The 19,214-nt window shown below is 69.5% G+C and carries 16 protein-coding genes; 8 read left to right on the plus strand and 8 right to left on the minus strand.

Annotation, left to right across the window (positions count from 1 at the left end; all coding sequences use genetic code 11):
* Window positions 1-125 precede the first annotated feature (125 nt).
* From ACFT2C_RS15390 to ACFT2C_RS15405, 4 genes are all read left to right on the plus strand, one after another.
* Entirely contained in the window at window positions 126-788 is a 663-nt protein-coding gene (locus tag ACFT2C_RS15390) for a TetR/AcrR family transcriptional regulator (protein ID WP_377207934.1), read from the plus strand.
* 100 nt (window positions 789-888) lie between these two features.
* The gene (locus tag ACFT2C_RS15395; RefSeq protein WP_377207935.1) at window positions 889-2,682 is read left to right on the plus strand and encodes an ABC transporter ATP-binding protein; all 1,794 of its coding nucleotides are present in this window, start codon (window positions 889-891) and stop codon (window positions 2,680-2,682) included.
* On the plus strand, window positions 2,679-4,700 hold the full coding sequence (locus ACFT2C_RS15400) for an ABC transporter ATP-binding protein (RefSeq protein WP_377207936.1): 2,022 nt from the start codon (window positions 2,679-2,681) through the stop codon (window positions 4,698-4,700). Before ACFT2C_RS15395 ends, ACFT2C_RS15400 begins: the two co-directional genes overlap by 4 nt.
* A gap of 133 nt (window positions 4,701-4,833) precedes the next feature.
* Window positions 4,834-6,120: an endo-1,4-beta-xylanase gene (locus ACFT2C_RS15405; protein WP_377207937.1), complete on the plus strand. Its 1,287-nt coding sequence runs from the start codon at window positions 4,834-4,836 to the stop codon at window positions 6,118-6,120.
* Between the two features lie 66 nt (window positions 6,121-6,186).
* On the opposite strand, the gene ACFT2C_RS15410 is transcribed toward ACFT2C_RS15405, so the two are convergent.
* Window positions 6,187-6,954 (minus strand): SDR family oxidoreductase, encoded by a 768-nt coding sequence (locus ACFT2C_RS15410; protein WP_377207938.1) that lies wholly within the window; start codon window positions 6,952-6,954, stop codon window positions 6,187-6,189.
* A 101-nt stretch (window positions 6,955-7,055) separates the two neighbouring features.
* Between ACFT2C_RS15410 and ACFT2C_RS15415 the strand changes: the two genes are divergently transcribed.
* Window positions 7,056-7,889, plus strand: a complete 834-nt coding sequence (locus ACFT2C_RS15415; RefSeq protein WP_377207939.1) for a helix-turn-helix transcriptional regulator — start codon at window positions 7,056-7,058, stop codon at window positions 7,887-7,889.
* On the opposite strand, the gene ACFT2C_RS15420 is transcribed toward ACFT2C_RS15415, so the two are convergent.
* Together ACFT2C_RS15420 and ACFT2C_RS15425 are read right to left on the minus strand one after the other, a co-directional pair.
* Window positions 7,886-9,688, minus strand: coding sequence for a glycoside hydrolase family 15 protein (locus tag ACFT2C_RS15420; RefSeq protein ID WP_377207940.1), 1,803 nt, complete (start codon window positions 9,686-9,688; stop codon window positions 7,886-7,888). The two genes, ACFT2C_RS15415 and ACFT2C_RS15420, sit on opposite strands and share 4 nt — an antisense overlap.
* Before the next feature lie 108 nt (window positions 9,689-9,796).
* On the minus strand, window positions 9,797-10,324 hold the full coding sequence (locus ACFT2C_RS15425; RefSeq protein WP_377207941.1) for a hypothetical protein: 528 nt from the start codon (window positions 10,322-10,324) through the stop codon (window positions 9,797-9,799).
* Window positions 10,325-10,672: 348 nt separating this feature from the next.
* On the opposite strand from ACFT2C_RS15425, the gene ACFT2C_RS15430 reads away from it, so the two are divergent.
* Window positions 10,673-11,074, plus strand: coding sequence for a YchJ family protein (locus tag ACFT2C_RS15430; RefSeq protein WP_377207942.1), 402 nt, complete (start codon window positions 10,673-10,675; stop codon window positions 11,072-11,074).
* A gap of 504 nt (window positions 11,075-11,578) precedes the next feature.
* Window positions 11,579-13,225, plus strand: a complete 1,647-nt coding sequence (locus ACFT2C_RS15435; protein WP_377207943.1) for an RICIN domain-containing protein — start codon at window positions 11,579-11,581, stop codon at window positions 13,223-13,225.
* Between the two features lie 182 nt (window positions 13,226-13,407).
* Here ACFT2C_RS15435 and ACFT2C_RS15440 read toward each other — a convergent pair whose 3' ends face one another.
* Together ACFT2C_RS15440 and ACFT2C_RS15445 are read right to left on the minus strand one after the other, a co-directional pair.
* On the minus strand, window positions 13,408-14,019 hold the full coding sequence (locus ACFT2C_RS15440; protein WP_377207944.1) for a DNA-binding response regulator: 612 nt from the start codon (window positions 14,017-14,019) through the stop codon (window positions 13,408-13,410).
* Window positions 14,016-15,245 (minus strand): sensor histidine kinase, encoded by a 1,230-nt coding sequence (locus ACFT2C_RS15445; RefSeq protein WP_377207945.1) that lies wholly within the window; start codon window positions 15,243-15,245, stop codon window positions 14,016-14,018. The genes ACFT2C_RS15440 and ACFT2C_RS15445 overlap by 4 nt, the downstream gene beginning before the upstream one ends.
* A gap of 186 nt (window positions 15,246-15,431) precedes the next feature.
* On the opposite strand from ACFT2C_RS15445, the gene ACFT2C_RS15450 reads away from it, so the two are divergent.
* Window positions 15,432-15,947 carry a hypothetical protein gene (locus ACFT2C_RS15450; protein WP_377207946.1) on the plus strand — a complete coding sequence of 172 codons (516 nt, stop codon included), beginning with the start codon at window positions 15,432-15,434 and terminating at the stop codon, window positions 15,945-15,947.
* Between the two features lie 37 nt (window positions 15,948-15,984).
* Here ACFT2C_RS15450 and ACFT2C_RS15455 read toward each other — a convergent pair whose 3' ends face one another.
* The 3 genes from ACFT2C_RS15455 to ACFT2C_RS15465 form a co-directional block, all read right to left on the minus strand.
* The gene (locus ACFT2C_RS15455) at window positions 15,985-16,122 is read right to left on the minus strand and encodes a hypothetical protein (protein WP_377207947.1); all 138 of its coding nucleotides are present in this window, start codon (window positions 16,120-16,122) and stop codon (window positions 15,985-15,987) included.
* A gap of 176 nt (window positions 16,123-16,298) precedes the next feature.
* Window positions 16,299-17,282: an acetylxylan esterase gene (locus ACFT2C_RS15460; protein WP_377207948.1), complete on the minus strand. Its 984-nt coding sequence runs from the start codon at window positions 17,280-17,282 to the stop codon at window positions 16,299-16,301.
* Window positions 17,283-17,341: 59 nt separating this feature from the next.
* Window positions 17,342-19,171 carry a hypothetical protein gene (locus ACFT2C_RS15465; protein ID WP_377207949.1) on the minus strand — a complete coding sequence of 610 codons (1,830 nt, stop codon included), beginning with the start codon at window positions 19,169-19,171 and terminating at the stop codon, window positions 17,342-17,344.
* Window positions 19,172-19,214: the final 43 nt, after the last annotated feature.

Here is a 19,214-nt window from a genome sequence, read left to right on the forward strand (position 1 = left end):
GTCCGGCTCTCCCTGGTGACCCCTGGGAGAGCCGGACAGGCGCTCTACTTCGCGGATCCCTTCGCGGATCTGCTCACCGAATAAAAAGTTGCGGAGTGAGTGCTCACTCATTTAGCGTCGTCGGCATGCACACCACACGACGGCGGGCCGCCCCCATGGCGCCCGATGACCGCAAGGCGGCCATCGTCGACTCCGTCCTCCCGCTGGTCGCGGAGCGGGGCAACGACGTCACCTCGCGCGAGCTGGCGCAGGCCGCCGGCGTCGCGGAGGGCACCCTGTTCCGGGCGTTCGGCGACAAGACCGCGCTGGTGGGCGCCGTCGCCGCGGAGGGGCTGCAGAGGGCGGCCCAGCCCGAGGAGATCCTCGAGGAGCTCACCGGCATCGACACGAGCCTCCCGCTGGAGCGCCGGCTGGAGCTCGTGATCGAGCTGGGCCGCGCGCGCACCGCTGACGTCATGCGGTGGATGACGGTGCTGCGCCAGCTGCATGGCGGTATGCCGCCGTCCGACGACGAGGCCACGCGACGGAGGATGAGCGAGTTCCGCAACGAGTTCATGGCCCGGCGCGCGCGGCAGCACGAGGCTAGCGTCAGAGGTATCACCGCGATCCTGACGCCCGACCTGCACCGCCTGCGCGTCCCGGTCGCGGTCGCTGTCGCTCTCGTCGAGTCGGCGATCGCGGGCACGCACTCGCGGCTCGACAGCCTCCAGCCGGAGATCCCCGCCGACGTCCTGGCCGACGCCATCGTGAACGGGCTCGCCGGTCACGAGGAGCCGAGCAGCCCCTGACGAGCGGAGCGGCTCCCGACCCGGTACTCCTGAATGACCCGGTACTCCTGAATCCAGAATCCCCAGAAACTGAATCCCCAGCCCCGAAGGGAACTCCTCAATGCTTGTCACGCTCGCCCGGAAGTATCTGGGCCCGTACCGCTGGGCGGTGGTGGCGGTGCTCGTCCTGCAGCTGGTGCAGACGCTCGCGGCCCTGTATCTGCCCAGCTTGAACGCGGACATCATCGACGAAGGCGTGGTGGTCGGCGACATCGGCCACATCTGGCGCACCGGCGGCTGGATGCTGGTGGTGTCGCTGGGCCAGGTCGTCGCCTCCGTGATCGCCGTCTACTTCGGCGCGCAGGTCGCCACGGCCTTCGGCCGGGACCTGCGGCGCGACCTGTTCCACACCGTGCAGACGTACTCCGCGCGGGAGATGGCGCGGTTCGGCGCGCCGACCCTGATCACGCGCGGCACCAACGACGTCCAGCAGGTCCAGATGACCGTGCTCATGACGTTCACCATCATGGTGATGGCCCCGATCATGCTGGTCGGCGGCGTGATCCTGGCGCTGTCCCAGGACGTCTCGATGTCGGGCCTCCTGCTCGTCATCGTGCCGGTGCTGGCGGCCACCGCCGGCGTCATCGTGTGGCGCATGGTGCCGCACTTCCGGCGCATGCAGAAGCGGATCGACGCCATCAACTCCGTGCTGCGCGAGCAGATCACCGGCCTGCGGGTGGTCCGTGCGTTCGTGCGCGAGCACCGCGAGAAGGAACGCTTCGGCGTGGTGAACGAGGAGCTGTTCGACACCTCGCTGCGCGCCGGCCGCCTCATGGCGCTGGTGTTCCCCGTGGTCATGCTCATCATGAACATGTCGTCCGTGGCGGTGCTGTGGTTCGGCGCGCGCGAGATCGAGGCGGGGGCCATGGAGATCGGCTCCCTGACGGCGTTCCTGAGCTACCTCATGTACATCCTCATGGCCGTGATGATGTCGACGATGATCTTCATGATGATCCCGCGCGCCGCCGTCGCGGCGGAGCGGATCGGGGAGGTCCTGGAGACCGAGTCGTCGGTCGTCGACCCGGAGAATCCGGTGCGGTTGGTCTCGACAGGCTCGACCAGCGGGGCGGACGACGAGGTCTCGACAAGCTCGACCAGCGGAGGAGGCCCGCGCGGCCGGGTCACCTTCGAGGACGTCGAGTTCCGCTACCCGGGCGCCGAGGCGCCGGTGCTGCACGACCTGACCTTCGCCGCCGAGCCGGGCCAGCTCACGGCGATCATCGGCTCGACGGGTGCGGGCAAGTCGACGCTGCTCAACCTGGTGCCGCGCCTGTTCGACGCGACGGGCGGCACGGTCCGCGTCGACGGGATCGACGTGCGCGACGTGACGCAGCGCGACCTCGGCTCCCTGATGGGGCTGGTGCCGCAGAAGGCGTTCCTGTTCACCGGGACCGTCGCGGACAACCTCCGGTACGGCAAGCCCGACGCCTCCGAGGAGGAGATGTGGGCGGCGCTCGAGGTGGCGCAGGCGCGCGACTTCGTCGAGGCCCTGCCGGACGGGCTGGAGTCGGTGGTGGCGCAGGGCGGTGCCACGTTCTCCGGCGGGCAGCGGCAGCGGCTGGCGATCGCCCGGGCCGTGATCCGCAAGCCGCGGATCTACCTGTTCGACGACAGCTTCTCCGCTCTCGACTACTCCACCGACGCGCGGCTGCGGGCGGCCCTGCGGCCGCAGACCCGCGACGCGACGGTGATCATCGTCGCGCAGCGCGTGGCGACCATCCGGGACGCGGAGCAGATCCTGGTGCTCGACCAGGGCCGCATCGTCGGCCGGGGCACGCACGCGGAGCTGCTGGCCGACAACCCGACGTACCAGGAGATCGTGACGTCCCAGATGAGCTTGGAGGAGGCCGCATGAGCACGCAGGACAAGCCGCAGAGCAGCACGACCGCCCCGGCGGGACCGCCGCGCGGTCCCGGCGGAGGCCGCGGCCCGGGGGCCGGCGGTCCGTTCGGCAACATGGGTATGCCCGTGCAGAAGCCGATGGACTTCAAGGGTTCGCTGCGCCGGTTCGCCGGCATGCTGCGGCCCGAGCGGCTGAACGTCGTGGTCCTCATGGCGCTGGGCATCGGCTCGGTGGCACTGACCGTGCTGGGCCCCAAGCTGCTCGGCAACGCGACGAACGTGATCTTCGCGGGGTTCGTGGGCGCTCAGCTGCCCGCGGGCGTGACCAAGGAGCAGGCGATCGAGGGGCTCCGTGCGTCGGGGCAGGGCCAGCAAGCCGACCTGCTGTCCGGCGTCCCCGGCGTCGTGCCCGGCCAGGGCATCGACTTCACGCTGCTGGCGCAGACCCTCGGCTGGGTCGTCGCGGCGTACCTCGGGGCGTTCCTGTTCGGCTGGATGCAGGCGCGCATCACCACCGGCGTCGTGCAGCGGACCATGCGGAACCTGCGCGACCAGGTGGAGGCGAAGCTGCACCGCATCCCCCTGTCGTACGTGGACGCCAAGCAGCGCGGCGAGATCCTCTCGCGCGTCACCAACGACATCGACAACGTGGCGCAGACGACCACGCAGACCCTCGCGCAGCTCGTGACGGCCGCGCTCACCGTGGTGGGCGTGCTCGGCATGATGTTCTGGATCTCCCCGGTCCTGGCGCTCGTGGCCCTGGTGACGGTGCCGCTGTCCGTGCTGATGACGGCGCAGATCGCCAAGCGCAGCCAGCCGCAGTTCGTGGAGCAGTGGGCGGCCACGGGGCGCCTGAACGCGCACATCGAGGAGTCGTTCACGGGCCACGCGCTCGTGAAGGTCTACGGGCACCAGGAGACCACCGCCGAGGCGTTCGCCAAGGAGAACGCCGCGCTGTACGGTTCCAGCTTCAAGGCGCAGTTCATCTCGGGCACCATCCAGCCCGCGATGGGCTTCCTCGCAAACCTGAACTACGTGATCGTGGCGGTGATCGGCGGGCTCCGCGTGGCGTCGGGCACGCTGTCGCTGGGTGACGTGCAGGCGTTCATCCAGTACTCGCGCCAGTTCACGCAGCCGCTCACGCAGGTGGCCTCGATGATGAACCTGCTGCAGTCCGGCGTCGCCTCCGCGGAGCGGGTGTTCGACCTCCTGGACGCCCCGGAGCAGACGGCGGACCCCGCCGAGTCGCAGAAGATGGTGCCGACGCGCGGGCGGGTCGCGTTCGAGGACGTCGAGTTCTCGTACACGCCCGACCAGCCGCTCATCACGGGGCTGAACCTGGTCGCCGAGCCGGGCCAGACCATCGCCATCGTCGGCCCCACGGGCGCCGGCAAGACGACCCTGGTCAACCTCCTCATGCGGTTCTACGAGGTGGACGGCGGGCGCATCACGCTCGACGGCGTCGACACGCGCGACATGTCGCGCGACGAGCTGCGCTCGTCGGTCGGGATGGTCCTGCAGGACACCTGGCTCTTCAAGGGCACCATCGAGGAGAACCTGCGGTACGGCGTGGCCGACGGCGCCACGGTCGACGACGAGGCGTTCCGCGCCGCCACCCGGGCCACCCACGTGGACCCGTTCGTGCGGACCCTCCCCGACGGCTACGACACGGTCGTGGACGAGGAGGGCTCGTCGGTCTCGGCGGGGGAGAAGCAGCTCCTCACCCTCGCCAGGGCGTTCCTCGCCGACCCGGCGATCCTGGTGCTCGACGAGGCGACGTCGTCCGTGGACACCCGCACCGAGGTGCTGGTGCAGGAGGCGATGAACCGGCTGCGCCAGGACCGGACGTCGTTCGTCATCGCGCACCGCCTGTCCACGATCCGCGACGCCGACGTGATCCTCGTGATGGAGCACGGCGACATCGTGGAGCAGGGCTCGCACGACGAGCTGCTCGCGGCCGACGGCGCGTACGCGCGGCTGTACGCGAGCCAGTTCGCGGCCCCGGTCGTGGAGGAGCCGGCGGCGACGTAACCGCTCCGCAGCGGCGGCCCGCCCGTTGGTCGAGCTTGTCGAGACCCGTGCTGTCATCACGGAGGTCTCGACAAGCTCGACCAACGAGCTGCGGTCTCGACCGGCTGGGGCGCCGCGCCGCTAGGGTCGGTCCGTGACCTCTCTCTTTACCGCGCCCGACGACGGACGCACGCCCGACCCGAGCCTGGCGCACCGGCGCGCCGATGCCACGGTGACCCTCCACGGGCCGGACGGCGCTCCGCTGGCCGGCCGCGACGTCGTCGTGCGGCAGACGCGGCACGCGTTCCTGTTCGGTTGCATCGGGTTCGACCTGATGGACCTCGCGAACGGCACCTCGCGGGACCCGGAGTACGACGGCCGCCTCGCCGACGCGTGGTTCGACGTCTTCAACCAGACCACGCTCCCGTTCTACTGGGGCACGTTCGAGCCCGAGCGCGGGGCGCCACGGACCGAGCCGCTGCTCGGCGCGGCGCGGTGGTTCGGGGAGCGCGGCGTCGTCGTCAAGGGGCACCCGCTCGTGTGGCACACGGTGCAGCCGGGCTGGCTCCGCGGGCTGCCCGACGCCGAGGTGGAGCGGCTGCAGCGCGAGCGCATCCGGCGGGACGTCGCGGCGTTCCGAGGCGTGATCGACACGTGGGACGCGATCAACGAGGCGGTGATCATGCCCGTCTTCACCGCCGAGGAGAACGCGATCACGCCCCTGGCGCGCCGCAAGGGCCGGGTCGAGATGATCCGGATGGCGTTCGAGGAGGCCCGCGCCGAGAACCCGGGCGCGACGCTGCTGCTGAACGACTTCGACATGTCGACGGCGTACGAGTGCCTCATCGAGGCGGTGCTGGAGGCCGGGATCCCGATCGACCGGCTCGGCCTGCAAAGTCATATGCATCAGGGCTACTGGGGCGAGGAGAAGACCCTCGCGATCCTGGACCGGTTCTCGCGGTACAACATCCCGATCCACTTCACGGAGACGACGCTGCTGTCGGGCGACGTGATGCCGAGCCACGTCGTGGACCTCAACGACTGGCAGGTCGAGTCGTGGCCGTCCACGCCGGAGGGGGAGGAGCGCCAGGCCGACGAGGTCGAGCGGCACTACCGGACGCTCCTGTCCCACCGGGGCGTGGAGGCCATGACGTACTGGGGCCTGTCGGACCGGGGCATGTGGCTGGGCGCCCCGGGCGGGCTGCTGCGGGCCGACGGCTCGCGCAAGCCCGCCTTCGACCGGCTGCGCGGCCTGGTCAAGGACGAGTGGTGGCTCCCGCCCACCACGCTCCGCACCGACGCCGAGGGCCGGCTGAGGTTCGGCGGTTTCCTGGGGGACTACCGGATCGAGCCGGTGGACGGCGGAGGTGCCGTCGCGGAGATCACGCTGGACCACCCCGGCCCCCTGGTACTCGACGCCACCACCCTGCCGCCGCGGTAGTCCATCTGTGAGGTCTCGACAGGCTCGACCACCGGTGGTCGAGCCTGTCGAGACCCGTCGTGGCCATCAGCTCGCTGCGGCTGCCGCGATCGGTTCCGACGCGTTCAGGGCCTCTACGACCTCGTCGTAGTCGCCCCGGACCTCGCCGTAGCGGAGGAACTTGACCAGCTCGACCTGGATCTCGTGCGCGTCCGGCTCGGACTGAAGGAGCGCAAGCGTCTCGTCCGCGTACTCGTCGAGCGGCATGGCATTGGGGTCCACGTCGTGGCCCGGCATGAGCGCGGTCTGCACGGACGGCGGCACCAGCTCCGTCACGGACACGCTCGTGCCCGCGAACTGCAGCCGGATGCTCTCCGACAGCATGTGGATCGCGGCCTTGGATGCGTTGTACGTCGGGGTGACGCGCAGCGGCGTGAACGCGAGCCCCGACGACACGGTGAGGATCGTCGCGTCCGGCCTGCTCTGCAGGTGCTCGGTGAACGCGGCGATCAGCCGGATCGGGCCGAGCACGTTGGTCGTGACGACGTCCTCGGCGTCCGCGAGGAAGCCGCGGCTGCGCCAGTTCTCCGCGCGCATGATCCCGGCCATCGGGACCAGCACGTTCACCTCGGGGAACCGCTCGATCACCTCGGCGGAGGCGCCGGCGATCGAGGCGGGGTCGGTGGTGTCGATCCGCACGGTGGCGAGGCCGCGCTCGGCGGCGGCGTCCAGCGCCACGGTGTCGCGGCCGCCGACGATCACGGTGTTGCCCGTGGCCTGGAGACGAGTGGCGAGGGCGAGGCCGATGCCGCGCGTCCCGCCGGGAATGAAGATGGTGTTGCCTGTTGTGTTCACGGCTCCACCGTGCAGCGCAAGGTCCGACGGCGGGAGAGACCCGGTGAACCAGGGACCGGCGATCCCTGGCTCCGTTCCGCGGCGCGGCGCACGATAACCACATGAACCGTGCAGCCCTCGCCGACTTCCTCCGCCGACGCCGCGAAGCGCTGCGCCCGTCCGACGTCGGACTGGTGCCCGGGCCGCGCCGTCGGGCACCTGGGCTGCGCCGCGAGGAGGTCGCGGCCCTCACCGGGATGTCCGTGGACTACTACGCGCGGCTCGAGCAGCAGCGCGGGCCGCAGCCGTCGGAGCAGATGCTGGCCGCGCTCTCCCGGGCGCTCCGGCTGACGGTCGAGGAGCGCGACTACCTGTTCCGGCTCGCCGGGCACGGCGTGCCGAGGCGGACGCCGCTCGAGTCCCACGTGGCCCCCGCGCTGCTGCGCGTGCTGGACCGGCTGGAGGACTCCCCGGCCCTGATCCTGTCCGGCCTCGGCGAGGTGCTGGTGCAGAACCGGCTCGCGGAGGCGATCTTCGGCGAGCCGCCGGCCACTGGCCTCGCGCGCAGCTCGGTGTACCGGTGGTTCACGGACCCGGAGTCCCGCAACGTGTACCCGCCGGAGGACCACGAACGGCAGGGCAGGAGCCAGGTCTCCTCGCTACGGGCGGCGCTCGCGGCCGCCGGCCCGGGCTCGGTCGCCGACGAGATGTTGCGCGTGCTGCTGCGGGAGAGCCCCGAGTTCGTCCGGGTGTGGGAGCTGCACGAGGTGTCGCGGCGGTTCGAGGACCACAAGACGCTGGTCCACCCCGAGCTCGGCCGGATCGACGTGGACTGCCAGGCGCTGTTCACCGAGGACCAGGCGCAGGCGCTCGTGGTGCTGACGCCGGCGCCGGGCAGCGAGGCGGAGGAGAAGATCCGCTTGCTGGCGGTGCTGGGGCACGAGACGTTCGCTTAGCGTTCCGCCTGCGAGATCGCCCAGGCCGCGTTGACCAGGCCGATGTGGCTGAACGCCTGGGGGAAGTTGCCGAGCATCTGGTCGCCGAGCCGTTCCTCGGCGAGGAGGCCGAGATCGTTGCGGAGGCCGATCGCCCGGGCGAAGACCTCGCGGGCGCGGTCGACGTGGCCGGCGGCGGCGTGCGCGTGTGCGAGCCAGAACGTGCAGATCACGAAGGCGCCCTCCGAGCCTTCCAGGCCGTCGTCGGACCGGTACCGGTACACCAGGCCGTGCTCGTCCACCAGGCTCTCCTCGATCGCGGCGATCGTCGACAGGACCCGGGGATCACGCCCCGGGAGGAACCCCACGATCGGGATCAGCAGGGCGCTGGCGTCGAGCGTGTCGGCGTCGAGCGACTGCGTGAACGCGCCGCGCGCCGGGTTGAACCCCCGCTCCAGGACCTCGGCCATGATCGAGTCCCGCTCCAGGAGCCACCGGGCCCGGGCGTCGGCGCCCGCCCCGAGCTCGCCGGCCATCCGCAGCGCCCGGTCCAGCGCGACCCAGCACATCACGGCCGAGTGCACGAACCGCTGCGGGTCGCCGCGAACCTCCCAGATCCCGCGGTCCGGATCGCGCCACTGCTGGGCGGCCGCGTCGGCGAGGCCCCGGAGGAAGGTCGCGGTCGCGGGGTCGGTGGGAAAGATCTGCGGGCGCAGCCGGTGGACGGCGTTCAGCACCTCCCCGTACACGTCCAGCTGGCGCTGAGCGAAGGCGCCGTTGCCGATGCGCACGGGCCTGCTGTCGCGCCAGCCGGCGAGGTGGTCGAGCGTGCGCTCGGTCAGATCGTGCTCGCCGGCCAGCCCGTACACGATCTGGATCCGCCTGCCGCCGCCCAGGTCGGCCGCAGCGGCGTCGACGAGCCAGGACACAAACTGGCCGGCCTCGTCGGGGCAGGCGGCGACCCAGAGCGCGTCGAGCGTCATGCTGGCGTCGCGCAGCCAGGAGTACCGGTAGTCCCAGTTCCGGGTGCCCCCGACGACCTCGGGCAGCGACGTGGTGGGGGCCGCGACGATCGCGCCCGTGCGGGTGAACGTCAGCCCCTGCAGGACGGCGCCGCTGAGCCGGACCAGGTCGCGCCACGGCCCCTGGTAGCTCTGGTGGTTCGCCGACCACGACGCCCAGCCCTCGGCCGTGTCCGCGATCCGCCGCGCGATCTCGCCGGCGTCCCACGGCGGCGCGACCTCGCCCGGGGCCGCCCACTGCAGCACGACGCCGACGCTCTGCCCGGCCCGCAGGGTCGTCCGGCCCGTGGCGACCCCGCCCTCGACGGTCATCGGCAGGTCAGTGGTCAGGAACAGCGTGTCCGCCTCGCCCCGCACCTCGATGCCGTGCGGGGTGCGGCGGAGCAGTGGCACCGCCAGGCCGTACTCGGGCCGGGGCGCGTAGGACAGCTCCACCTCGACCCGGCCCGACTCGCAGGTCGCGTGGCGCACCAGGGCGTGCGGTGCGCTCAGGCCGATGTCGTGCCCGCGCTCGCCCTCGCCCAGCGCCATGGCGTCGGTGATCCGCAGCACGCCGCCGTCGGTTCGCCGGGTGGTCTCGAGCACCAGCCCCCCGTCGAGGTATCGCCGGGTCACGCGGGCCGGGCCTGTCGTCCCGAGCCGCAGGTGTCCCGCGCGCGGGTCCAAGAGCCGGCCGAGGACGCTGGGCGCGTCGAACCGCGGGAAGGCCAGCCAGTCCACCGACCCGTCCGTGGACACCAGGGCCGCGGAGTTGCAGTCCGACAGGAAGGCGTAGTCCGCGATCGGCAGTGTGCTCATGGCATGCCCCTCGAGGTTGCGAAGCCGACGCCTCGACCCTATCGCCGCGGCACGCGAGAGTGCCCGGACCGTCGGGCCCGGGCACGTTCGGTGTGCAGCTGATGTATGTCAGCCGCTGAAGGAGATGTACGGGCTCGTGAAGCCTGCGAACGTCAGCGTGTAGCTCCAGCTCGCGATGTGGACGCTGCCGGACTGGACCGAGGGGGTCCAGTTGGGGTTCGGGCAGTCGGCCTGCGCGAGAATGGCGGCGTTCGTCGGGGCCGTCGAGCTCAGTGCCGGAACGACGAGCCGGCCGTTCTTGCTCGACGTCAGCGCGGCGCTCGTCACCGTGGTCACCGCGTCGCTGTGGACCTCGACGAGCTGGCCGCCGTGGTTCGTGCAATTGATGGTTGCCCCGTACGTCACCGCGAGGGAGACCGTGGCGTTGGTGTGTCCGACGCCGGCGAGCTCGAACGAGGCGCAGCTGACGCCTGTCGCGGTCGCTGTACAGCCGGGGGTACCTACCTGTACGTGCGTGCCCGAGGGCGCGTTCGCGGGGAACACTGCCGCGCCCGCGGGACTGGAAAAGATCAGCAGGGCGAACAGTGCGGTGATAGCAATGAGCACCGCATGTGCTGCGCGTTTGGAAGTGGTCATGAGGGGTGCACTCCTTCGTGCTTTGTCGTGGCACCTAAATGGCGCTTTGTGGAGATTTCTGCTGGGCACCCCGGAGGGAGCGGATGGGTTGCGCGGAGGATTGTCCTGGCAGGACTTCCGCCTCTTCAACGTACCCCTCTGTGAAGTGTTTTACCGCTCGGCAGCGCAGCCCCGTATATTATCCCGTTTCAATGAATCCGTCGGAGCGGGTGAAAAAACAATTAAACCACCATGATTGCCGAGATCTAATACGTATTCAGGCGAAAATAGAGTTCCATGAGATTCTGCGATTCATTCGCCCCGTAGCAATTCTGGTCCGGACTTGGCCGCCGATGCGAGGATTGTTCCGTGAATGACGACAACCGCTGCCCCTGCCTCTCCGGCGACACCTACGGCGCCTGCTGCGGGCGCTACCACTCCGGCGCCGCGACCGCGCCGACCGCCGAGGCGCTGATGCGCTCGCGGTACTCCGCGTTCGCGGTCGGCGACGACGCCTATCTGCTCGCCACGTGGGCGCCGCAGACCCGTCCGGACACTGCCGGGCTGGGCGACGAGCAGTGGCGTCGCCTCGACATCCACCGCACGGAACGAGGCGGCCCGTTCGACACCACCGGCGTCGTCGAGTTCACAGCCTTCTACCGCTACCCGACCACCGGCGTGCGGGGCAGCCTGCACGAGACCAGCCGCTTCGTCCGCGAGGGCGGTCGCTGGTACTACGTCGACGGCGACCGAGAGGCAAACGACCGCTAGACCGGAGGTTCGCTGCGCCGCAGGTGGCATGGCCCAGGGCCAGACCGGGCCGAGCTGAGTCAAGCTACCAGGGGGCTGCCGAAGTCCCACTGCCATGGCGAAGACACTCGTTGACATCCCCGTAGGCCGAGATCTATGCTCCAGCGAACCGGTTCGCCCCGCGGTCGTCACTCCCCACGTTGGGGCACTTCATGACAATCCACCCGGTTCGTCCCGCTCCGCATCGGCGCCGAGCGAGACCCCTAACCGCCGTTGCTAGACAGCACGTCGCTAGGCACAGCAGATCCCCTGTCACCACCGGAGGAGTCGCTCATGAACAACCCATCAGAGACCCGGCCGAGACGACGCGGCACGCTCGCCGCCCTCGTCTTGGCCGGTGTCCTCGCCGCCGCATTCATGGTCCCGGCCGCCCTACCCGCACAGGCCGCAGACGAGTCGATCAGCGTCGACTTCTCCGTGGCCGGAGGCTCCCCGACCTACCGTGCGTCTGGGTGGATCTATGGCATGACCGAGGACGCGTCAGGGCCGGCGGACCACTTCTACCGCGACGTGAAGTTCCGTTACATGCGTGCCGGTGGTGCGCAGCTCGACCAACCGGGCGGGTGGGTCTCCGGCCAGTACGACCGCCGGTGGAACGCAACGCGCGCTCAGATGCTGCGGACGCAGGCGCTGGGCGGGACGTTCATCCTGCTTCCGCATGACCTGTGGGGTGCGGATGGTTACCCGATCTCGCGCTTCCCGGGGGACAACGGCGACTGGACGGACTACGACAACTTCCTCACCCGTCTGATCAACGATGTGCGGGCCACGGGCGTGCCGGTGCAGTGGGACATCTGGAACGAGCCGGACGGCTCCAACTTCTGGAACCGTCCGCAGTCGCAGTATCTGGAGATGTGGCGCCGTACCCACCAGCGCATCCGCCAGGAGTTCCCGACCCAACTGATCTCAGGTCCGAGTGTTGCCTGGCACCCCAGTGCCCGCGACGACTGGTGGATTCCGTTCATCGACTACGTGCGCGCCAACAACGTTGTCCCGGATATCTGGAGCTTCCACACCCTGCCCGCCGATCCTGTCAACGAGCGCAACGTGCTCAACGGCTGGTTGGACTCGCGTGGGATCGCGCACTCGCGGCCGTACCAGATCAACGAGTACGCCTCGTCCGTGGAACAGAATCCGGGCGACGGTTCCTGGTACATCGCGCGCCTGGAGCGGGCGGGCGTCGATGGTCTGCGCGCCAACTGGGCAAGCACCGCGAACCTGCACAACGATCTGGGCAACTTGCTCGTCCGCAACTCGGCGGGTGTGCACCTGCCGAAGGGGGAGTGGTGGGTCTACCGCTTCTACGGCTCGCAGACCGGCTCAATCTCGTCGGTCACCCCTAGCGCGACCTACGACGCGTTCGCGACAAAGGCGACCGGTACCGCGAAGATCCTCGTCGGGGGCGGCGGGGCGACGGGCAACGTCGCCGTAAACCTGCAGCGCCTGGACACGACCAGCGGCATCGTGCAGGGTAACCAAGTGCGGGTGATCGCTCAGCGCATCCCGTACAACAGCGGCGGCGCGGTCCAGGGCCCGATCACCATCCAAAATTCGGTCGTGACGTTGTCGAACAACGCCACGACGGTCAACTTGCCCCACACGAATGCCGACGAGACCTTCACCATCACGTTGTTGCCGCCGTCGGACGGCAGCTTTCAGTCCGTCGCCGTCGCGCAGCACTCCCAGCAGTGCCTGGACAACACCGACCTGCGCACGAACGACGGCAATCAGCAGCAGCAGTACTACTGCGAGGGCGGCGACCAGCAACTGTGGAACTTCCGGCCGGTCGCCGGTGTCGCTGACACGTACACACTCGTGAACCAGCAGAGCGGCAAGTGCCTGGACGTCAGCGGCGTATCCACCGCCGACGGTGCGGCGGTCCAGCAATGGACCTGCATCGACGGGGCGCAGAACCAGCAGTTCGCTCTCCGCAAGGTGACCTACTCGGGCAACGACTCCCACGACTACCAGGTCGTCGCCCGGCACAGCGGCAAGTGCGTCGACGTGAGCGCGATCTCGACGGCGGCCCGGGCGCCAATCCACCAATGGACATGCAACCCGGCAAGCCAGAGCAGCCCGCTGAACCAGACCTGGCGACTCTGGGGGCGCTAGCCGTACCAGCACCACTGCACCCGGCGCTGTCATCCCCGACAGGGAGAATCAGCGCCGGGTGCCAGCAAACCCGTGGCGCAGCCGAACGCAGTTCAGCCCACCTGGCACCTATCAAACAGCACACCTTGCCCGATGGCGACGGCTGCCGGGCGGCGAGTCGCTCGCCCCGGTCACCGCGTCCCTTAGATCCAGCCTTCTTCCCAGGCGCGGTGCGCCGCCGCGTGGCGGGTGGCGACCCCGAGCTTGGCCATCGCCGACGACAGGTAGTTGCGTACCGTCCCGGGCGCGAGGTGCACGGCTGCCGCGATCTCCGAGACCTGGGCGCCGGCGCGCGCCTCGCGCAGCACCTCCAGCTCGCGGTCCGTCAGCGGGCACTCGTTCTCGGTGAGCGCGGACGCGGCGATCTCGGGATCCACGTACCGGTGCCCGACGGCGACGTCGCGCACGATCTGCGCGAGCCGCGCCGCCGGCGTCGACTTGGGCACGAACCCGCTCACCCCGGCGGCGAGAGCCCGGCGCAGGACGGCGGGGCGGGCGTGCCGCGTGACGATGATGATCCGGGGCGGCGTGCCGTCGGCGTGGGCCAGGATCTGGCCGGCCGCGTGCAGCCCGTCGGTGGGCGGCATCTCCAGGTCGAGCACGGCGACGTCGGGCCGATGCTGCTCGGCGAGCCGCACGGCGTCGGTGGTGGTGGCCGCCTGGGCCACGATCCGCAGGTCGTCCTCGAGGTCGAGCAGCGAGCAGAGGGCGCCGCGCAGCAGCTCCTCGTCGTCGGCCAGCAGCAGGCGGATCATCCAGCCACCGTCGCGGTGACCACGAACCGGTCGCCGTCGCCCACCCACGACAGGCGCCCGCCGACGGCGTCGAGCCGCTCCGCGAGGGACACGAGGCCGGTGCCGTCGCCCGCCGTGCCGCTCCCGTCGGTGCCGGAAGTCCCGCCGGCGTCGGCCGGATCGGCAGACCCGTCGCCCGCCGTGCCCGGACGCGCGCCGTCGTTGTCGATCACGAGGCGGGCGCCAGCGTCGTCGGGCGTCAGGACGAACGCGGCGCGCGTGGCGCGGCTGTGCCGCAGCAGGTTGGTGGTGGCTTCGCGCACGACCAGGCCGAGGAGGCTGCGCGGGCCCTGGGGGAGGGACGCCGCGAGGTCGGCGTCGACGTCGGCCCGGACCGCGACGCCCGCCGCGGTCAGGACCTTGGACGCGTTGGCGATCTCCGCGTCGAGGGTGGTGCGCCGGTAGCCCTGGACCAGGGCGCGGGTCTCGCGCAGGGCGTCCCCGGCGAGCCGCTGCACCTCGCGCATCTGCTCGGCCGCGCGGGCCGGGTCGGCCTCGGCGAGCCGCGCCGCGAGCTCGCTCTTCAGGGCGATGACCTGGAGGTGGTGCCCCTGGATGTCGTGCAGGTCGGCGGCGAACCGCAGGCGCTCGTCCGCGACGGCGAGCTGGCCGGCGAGACGCCGGGCGTCGTCGAGGCGGGCCGCGACCTGCCAGGCGTGGAGCATGCCGACCATGGCAGGGCCGAATGCCAGGACCATCAGGGCGGGCATCCACGCCGCGTGCGCAACGTTGGGCTCGCCCATGGCCAGAGCCGCGACCAGTCCGATCGTCGGCAGCACGAGCAGGGCGGCGCCGAGCGTGAACCACGCCCGGCGGGCGGTCAGGAACGTGACCAGCACCGAGATCGTGGCGGCGGGCGCGATCGGCCAGATCCCGAACTCGCCGAGGGCGAGCGGCACCGCGGCGGCGACCGCTGTCGCGCAGCCCGCGGTCACGAGCCAGATGGCCGACGGCGTCTCGTCCCGGATCCGCCGCGCCAGGAGGACACCGCACGACACGATCGTCGTCGCCGTCGCCAGACCCGTGAGGGCGCGGAGACCGGCCTGGATGTCCGGGTCCAGCACCCAGTCGCCGACCGAGAAGCCCAGCACGCACGCCACCGTCCCCGCGAGGACCCACCACGTAGTGCGGCGGAAGCTCACGAGGCCGCTGCCGCCGTCGTCCACGACGGCCCGTGCGGTGCTCATGACGTCATCCTGCCAGCGCAGTCGCTGGTCCGGGGCGCGACGCGGGGCCCTGATGACATCTGTCATGCGGGCTCGTGACATGTGCCCGCGCCCGAGTGCGGTCCGGCACTACTGGCCGCGGTCGCCGTCGGACAGCGTGGAGACCAGCGCGGCGAGGGACGCCGCCCGGAGGGTGAGGAGACGACGATGACGGAGACGACGGCGGCGGCACGGACGCACGTGGCGCACGTGGCGCACGGGGCGCACGGGGCTGAGCACGACACGGCGCACGGCACCAGGCCCGCGACGCGGGGGCGGAAGGTCGGCAGGTTCCTCGCGCACCTGGTCGAGATGGTCGTGGTCATGGTGCTCGGGATGATGCTGCTGGGACCGGCGTGGGACTGGGCGGGCGCGGCCCTCGGGATCGAGGCGGTGCTGGGCCGGCCCGACGTCGGCGCCGTGGTGATGGTCCTGGACATGGTGGCCGCGATGACGGTGTGGATGCGGGTCGGGCGGCACGGCTGGGCGCCGATCTGGGAGATGAACGCGGCGATGGCGGCCCCGTTCGCGGTGCTGCTGGTGCTGTTCTGGCTCGGCGCCGTCGGCGCGGGCGACCTGATGCTCTGGGGGCACGTGCTGATGGTCCCGGCGATGGCGGGGGCGATGCTCCTGCGGCCGGCCGAGTACACGGAGCACGTCCACGGGTTGAAGGCCGCTCGCTAGTGGGCGGTGAAGCCGGTCGTGGTCGTGGGCCGCCTGATCAGGCGAGGCGCAGGACAGGGCCCTCGCCGTCCGCCCCGCCGTGCTCGCGGAGCGGGTGCAGCTCCGCACGCTCGCGGGGCGTGTCGTTCGGGCGATGGAGGACCAGGACTGGCGGTCCTCCATCGTCGAACGTCATGGCATGCCCGCCGTCCTGGTCCCACAGGGGAGTCCTGTCGTGCTCCCACGCACGTCGATTGTTGCCAGAATGTTGCCAGATACGATCCCGCCGAAGCAGGGTGCGATTTCGCGCGGGGCGGAGATGGGCGGCAAAGTGATGTGGCGCGATCTGGTCGGGCCAATCCAACGCGCACGTCATGGCCGATCCAACTTCTCGATCCGATCGGCAAGCCAGGTCGCCTGCCGCTCCCAGTGGTAGCCCTCGCCGCCCTCGTGCTGATTGAAGCGGTAGACCTCTACGTCGGCGCCACCTGCGTACGCGTTCGATGCTGCAAAAACGGTCGAAGGGGGGCAGATCGGGTCGAGCAGCGCTACAGAAAAGAGCGCGGGCGCGGTCGATCGTTTCGCGAGGTTGACGACGTCGAAGTACGAGAGAGTCTGGAAGGTTCTTTCAACCGCGTCGCGGTGAACGGCGAGGTAGCGGACGATCTCCTGGTAAGGGTCTTCGCCCGTGAATCCGACCGCTCGTTCGAAATGACTGAGGAACGGGACATCCGGCATCGCCGCGGCGAGGTCAGGCTCCAGACCCGCCACAGCCAGAGCTATGCCTCCGCCTTGGCTCCCGCCGGTCACGGCGACCCGCTCAGGATCGACACGGTCGAATCCGCGTACGACGTCGACGGCTCTCACAGCATCTGTGAATACGCGGCGGTAGAAGTAGGTGTCGGGTGACTCTATTCCGCGTGTCATGTAGCCGGGCGCGGACGGTCCCGCTCCCTGTGGGTCGGCGGTGTCACCACCGGAGCCCCAGGCGCTTCCCTGCCCGCGGGTGTCCATCAACAGATAGGCGTAGCCGGCGCTGACCCACGCGAGTCGCTCGTGTGGTCGTCCGCGACCGCCGCCATAGCCGTTGAACTCGACCACCGTGGGCAGTCGGCCGACCGAATTTGACGGCACCAGATACCAGGCACGAATCGGGTCGCCGGCGAATCCCGCGAACTCGACATCATGCACTTCGACGCCGGTGAGTGCCGACTTGACTCTCTCGACCCGCGGAACCCAGCTAGCCGCGCGCGCGTCAGAGATCGTCCTCGCCCAGAAAGAGTCGAAGTCCGACGGCTCGGCGACCTGGGGCCGGTAGGCGGTCAGCTCCTCGAGAGGGAGGTCGAATCGAGGCATAGCGGCGGGTCCTTTCAGGAGGTGGATGTCACCGTATGGGGCGAGGGTTGCCCGGCGGCTCATTTCGGTCGCTGATCATCCGCGGTCGCGCCGGCATTCGCGATGATCTCGTTGATCTGACCATGTGCAATGGCGGCCGGATCGAACAGACGTGCCTCGACCAGGATGTTGCGGTCCGCATTGATGTTGCGGTCCCCATTAATCGCCGTCAAGCCTTCACTCACCCAGTTTCCCGACCCGGAGAGATCTGTGACGTTGGGGCACCCGAAGTTGGGGCCGAACCACTCGCCACTGACCACGACGTTGTTGGTGAAGATGAGTCCACGAGATCCCTCATCGGGATAGAAGCCCTTGTGCGCAGCGTTTTCGATGAAGTTGTTCGAAACGATCGTTCCTGTGTTGTCGGACAGGTTGTAAAAGCCTCCCAGATCGGTATGCATCGTGCCGTATCGCGCGATGTAGTTAGCGGTGACGAGGTTGTCTTTCGCCGTCGTGGGCGTCGAAAAAATGGGTTGGTAGTTGTACAGCCCCCGCCTCCCGTAGATCGGGTTGCCGCCGGCATCGTTCGCGCCCAACCCGTACCCGAGGTTGATCGCACCGTAGGGAAGATCTGTGACGTCGTTGTGCGCGATAACGGAGTTCTGGCTGTACGTCAGCAGGATCCCCGTGGCGCTCGTGTAGGTGTCGGCAACGTCCCAGATCCGGTTGTTGACAACGTGGATGTCCGAAATGGTCATCGCCGCAACCGTCGCATCGCTGATCGCCGGGTCTCGCGTTCCATCAGCGCCCGTGCCGGGGTGATGAGCTTGCTGTTCAATGCCACCGACGGTGAGCGCACTCCCGCCGATCGCTGTAAAGCGCGAGTCTTCGACCGAGATCCGTTGCGCCGCCAAACCCTCGCCGGAGAGGTGTGCGCTTGCGTCATTTCCGATACCCACCCCACCAGCGCCCAAGCCTGTGAAGAACGAGCGCTTGATAGAGACGTCCGTTGCGGCGGAGATCTGCACCGCCGAGGGCATTTGCGCCCAGTGCGGGCGGGAACCTTCGAAGGTCGGATACCCGCCTTCCGGGTAGTCCGAGCCAAGGGACATATAGCAGCCGGTTTGCTGGTCCACGTATCCGCCAGTCGTCGTGGGTTCGTTCCAGGTAGAACCCGTGAAGGTCAGACCGTCGAGCTCGATATGGTGCGCCTGGTCAGCGACCGTGCCACTGATCGTGAACAGTGCCTCCAATCGAGGCAACTCGATGGTGAGAGCGTCAATCGTCGCCGGGTCGGCTGGCTTGTAGTAGAGCGTGTTGGTGTGAGTGTCGAGGAACCACTCGTTGGCGGCATCCAAGAAGGGCAGGGCGTTCTCCGCGTAGAAGCCTCCTTCATGAAACGGCTGACCCAGATGGTCCCAGCCCCAGATGTTGTTGACCCAAGCCGGCTGACTCATCACCAGCGTCGCTCCGTCCGCACTGAGTGAGTCGACGCGGCTGTACCTATCGGTGAACGAATTCAGACCCCTGATCTCGACATCGGTGAGTTGTTGCGGGGTGAGGTTACGGAGGAACTCCATCTCAGCTGTCATGGTCAATCCCAGAGGCGTGAATGCGCTGGCTGCGGGGCGGATGAATTTCGTCCGTGCACGCGTTGCGCTCTTACCGTCCACATACAGATTGCGGGTCTTGCTGCCATCTGGAACCTGGACGGCGAAGATTCCCGTGACCGGGTCCGCGAGCGTCCACCCTGTGACGCGGCTGCCCCCGGACAAGATGGGATGGGCGCCGTCGGCGGCTCTCCACCGCACAACGAAGCCGTTGCTTCCAGAGTCGGCGGCGGTGAGCTGGATCGGTGCCTCGAGTCGGTAGGTGCCGTCCGCGAGAAGCACCTCGATGTCGGACCGCATGTCCCCGTTCAGGGAACGCACGAGCTCGACGGCTCTCTTCAGC

Origin of the sequence: Promicromonospora sp. NPDC057138 (assembly GCF_042670845.1) — a bacterium.
In the GTDB taxonomy this organism is placed as follows: domain Bacteria; phylum Actinomycetota; class Actinomycetes; order Actinomycetales; family Cellulomonadaceae; genus Promicromonospora.

Coding starts and splice junctions, on each gene's coding strand:
- ACFT2C_RS15445 (WP_377207945.1), bottom strand. CDS start 15,245: ATGAGCACCGCACGGGCCGTCGTGGACGACGGCGGCAGCGGCCTCGTG.
- ACFT2C_RS15420 (WP_377207940.1), bottom strand. CDS start 9,688: ATGAGCACACTGCCGATCGCGGACTACGCCTTCCTGTCGGACTGCAAC.
- ACFT2C_RS15390 (WP_377207934.1), top strand. CDS start 126: ATGCACACCACACGACGGCGGGCCGCCCCCATGGCGCCCGATGACCGC.
- ACFT2C_RS15455 (WP_377207947.1), bottom strand. CDS start 16,122: ATGACGTTCGACGATGGAGGACCGCCAGTCCTGGTCCTCCATCGCCCG.
- ACFT2C_RS15400 (WP_377207936.1), top strand. CDS start 2,679: ATGAGCACGCAGGACAAGCCGCAGAGCAGCACGACCGCCCCGGCGGGA.
- ACFT2C_RS15450 (WP_377207946.1), top strand. CDS start 15,432: ATGACGGAGACGACGGCGGCGGCACGGACGCACGTGGCGCACGTGGCG.
- ACFT2C_RS15460 (WP_377207948.1), bottom strand. CDS start 17,282: ATGCCTCGATTCGACCTCCCTCTCGAGGAGCTGACCGCCTACCGGCCC.
- ACFT2C_RS15465 (WP_377207949.1), bottom strand. CDS start 19,171: ATGCGGTCCGACATCGAGGTGCTTCTCGCGGACGGCACCTACCGACTC.
- ACFT2C_RS15395 (WP_377207935.1), top strand. CDS start 889: ATGCTTGTCACGCTCGCCCGGAAGTATCTGGGCCCGTACCGCTGGGCG.
- ACFT2C_RS15415 (WP_377207939.1), top strand. CDS start 7,056: ATGAACCGTGCAGCCCTCGCCGACTTCCTCCGCCGACGCCGCGAAGCG.
- ACFT2C_RS15440 (WP_377207944.1), bottom strand. CDS start 14,019: ATGATCCGCCTGCTGCTGGCCGACGACGAGGAGCTGCTGCGCGGCGCC.
- ACFT2C_RS15435 (WP_377207943.1), top strand. CDS start 11,579: ATGACCGAGGACGCGTCAGGGCCGGCGGACCACTTCTACCGCGACGTG.
- ACFT2C_RS15425 (WP_377207941.1), bottom strand. CDS start 10,324: ATGACCACTTCCAAACGCGCAGCACATGCGGTGCTCATTGCTATCACC.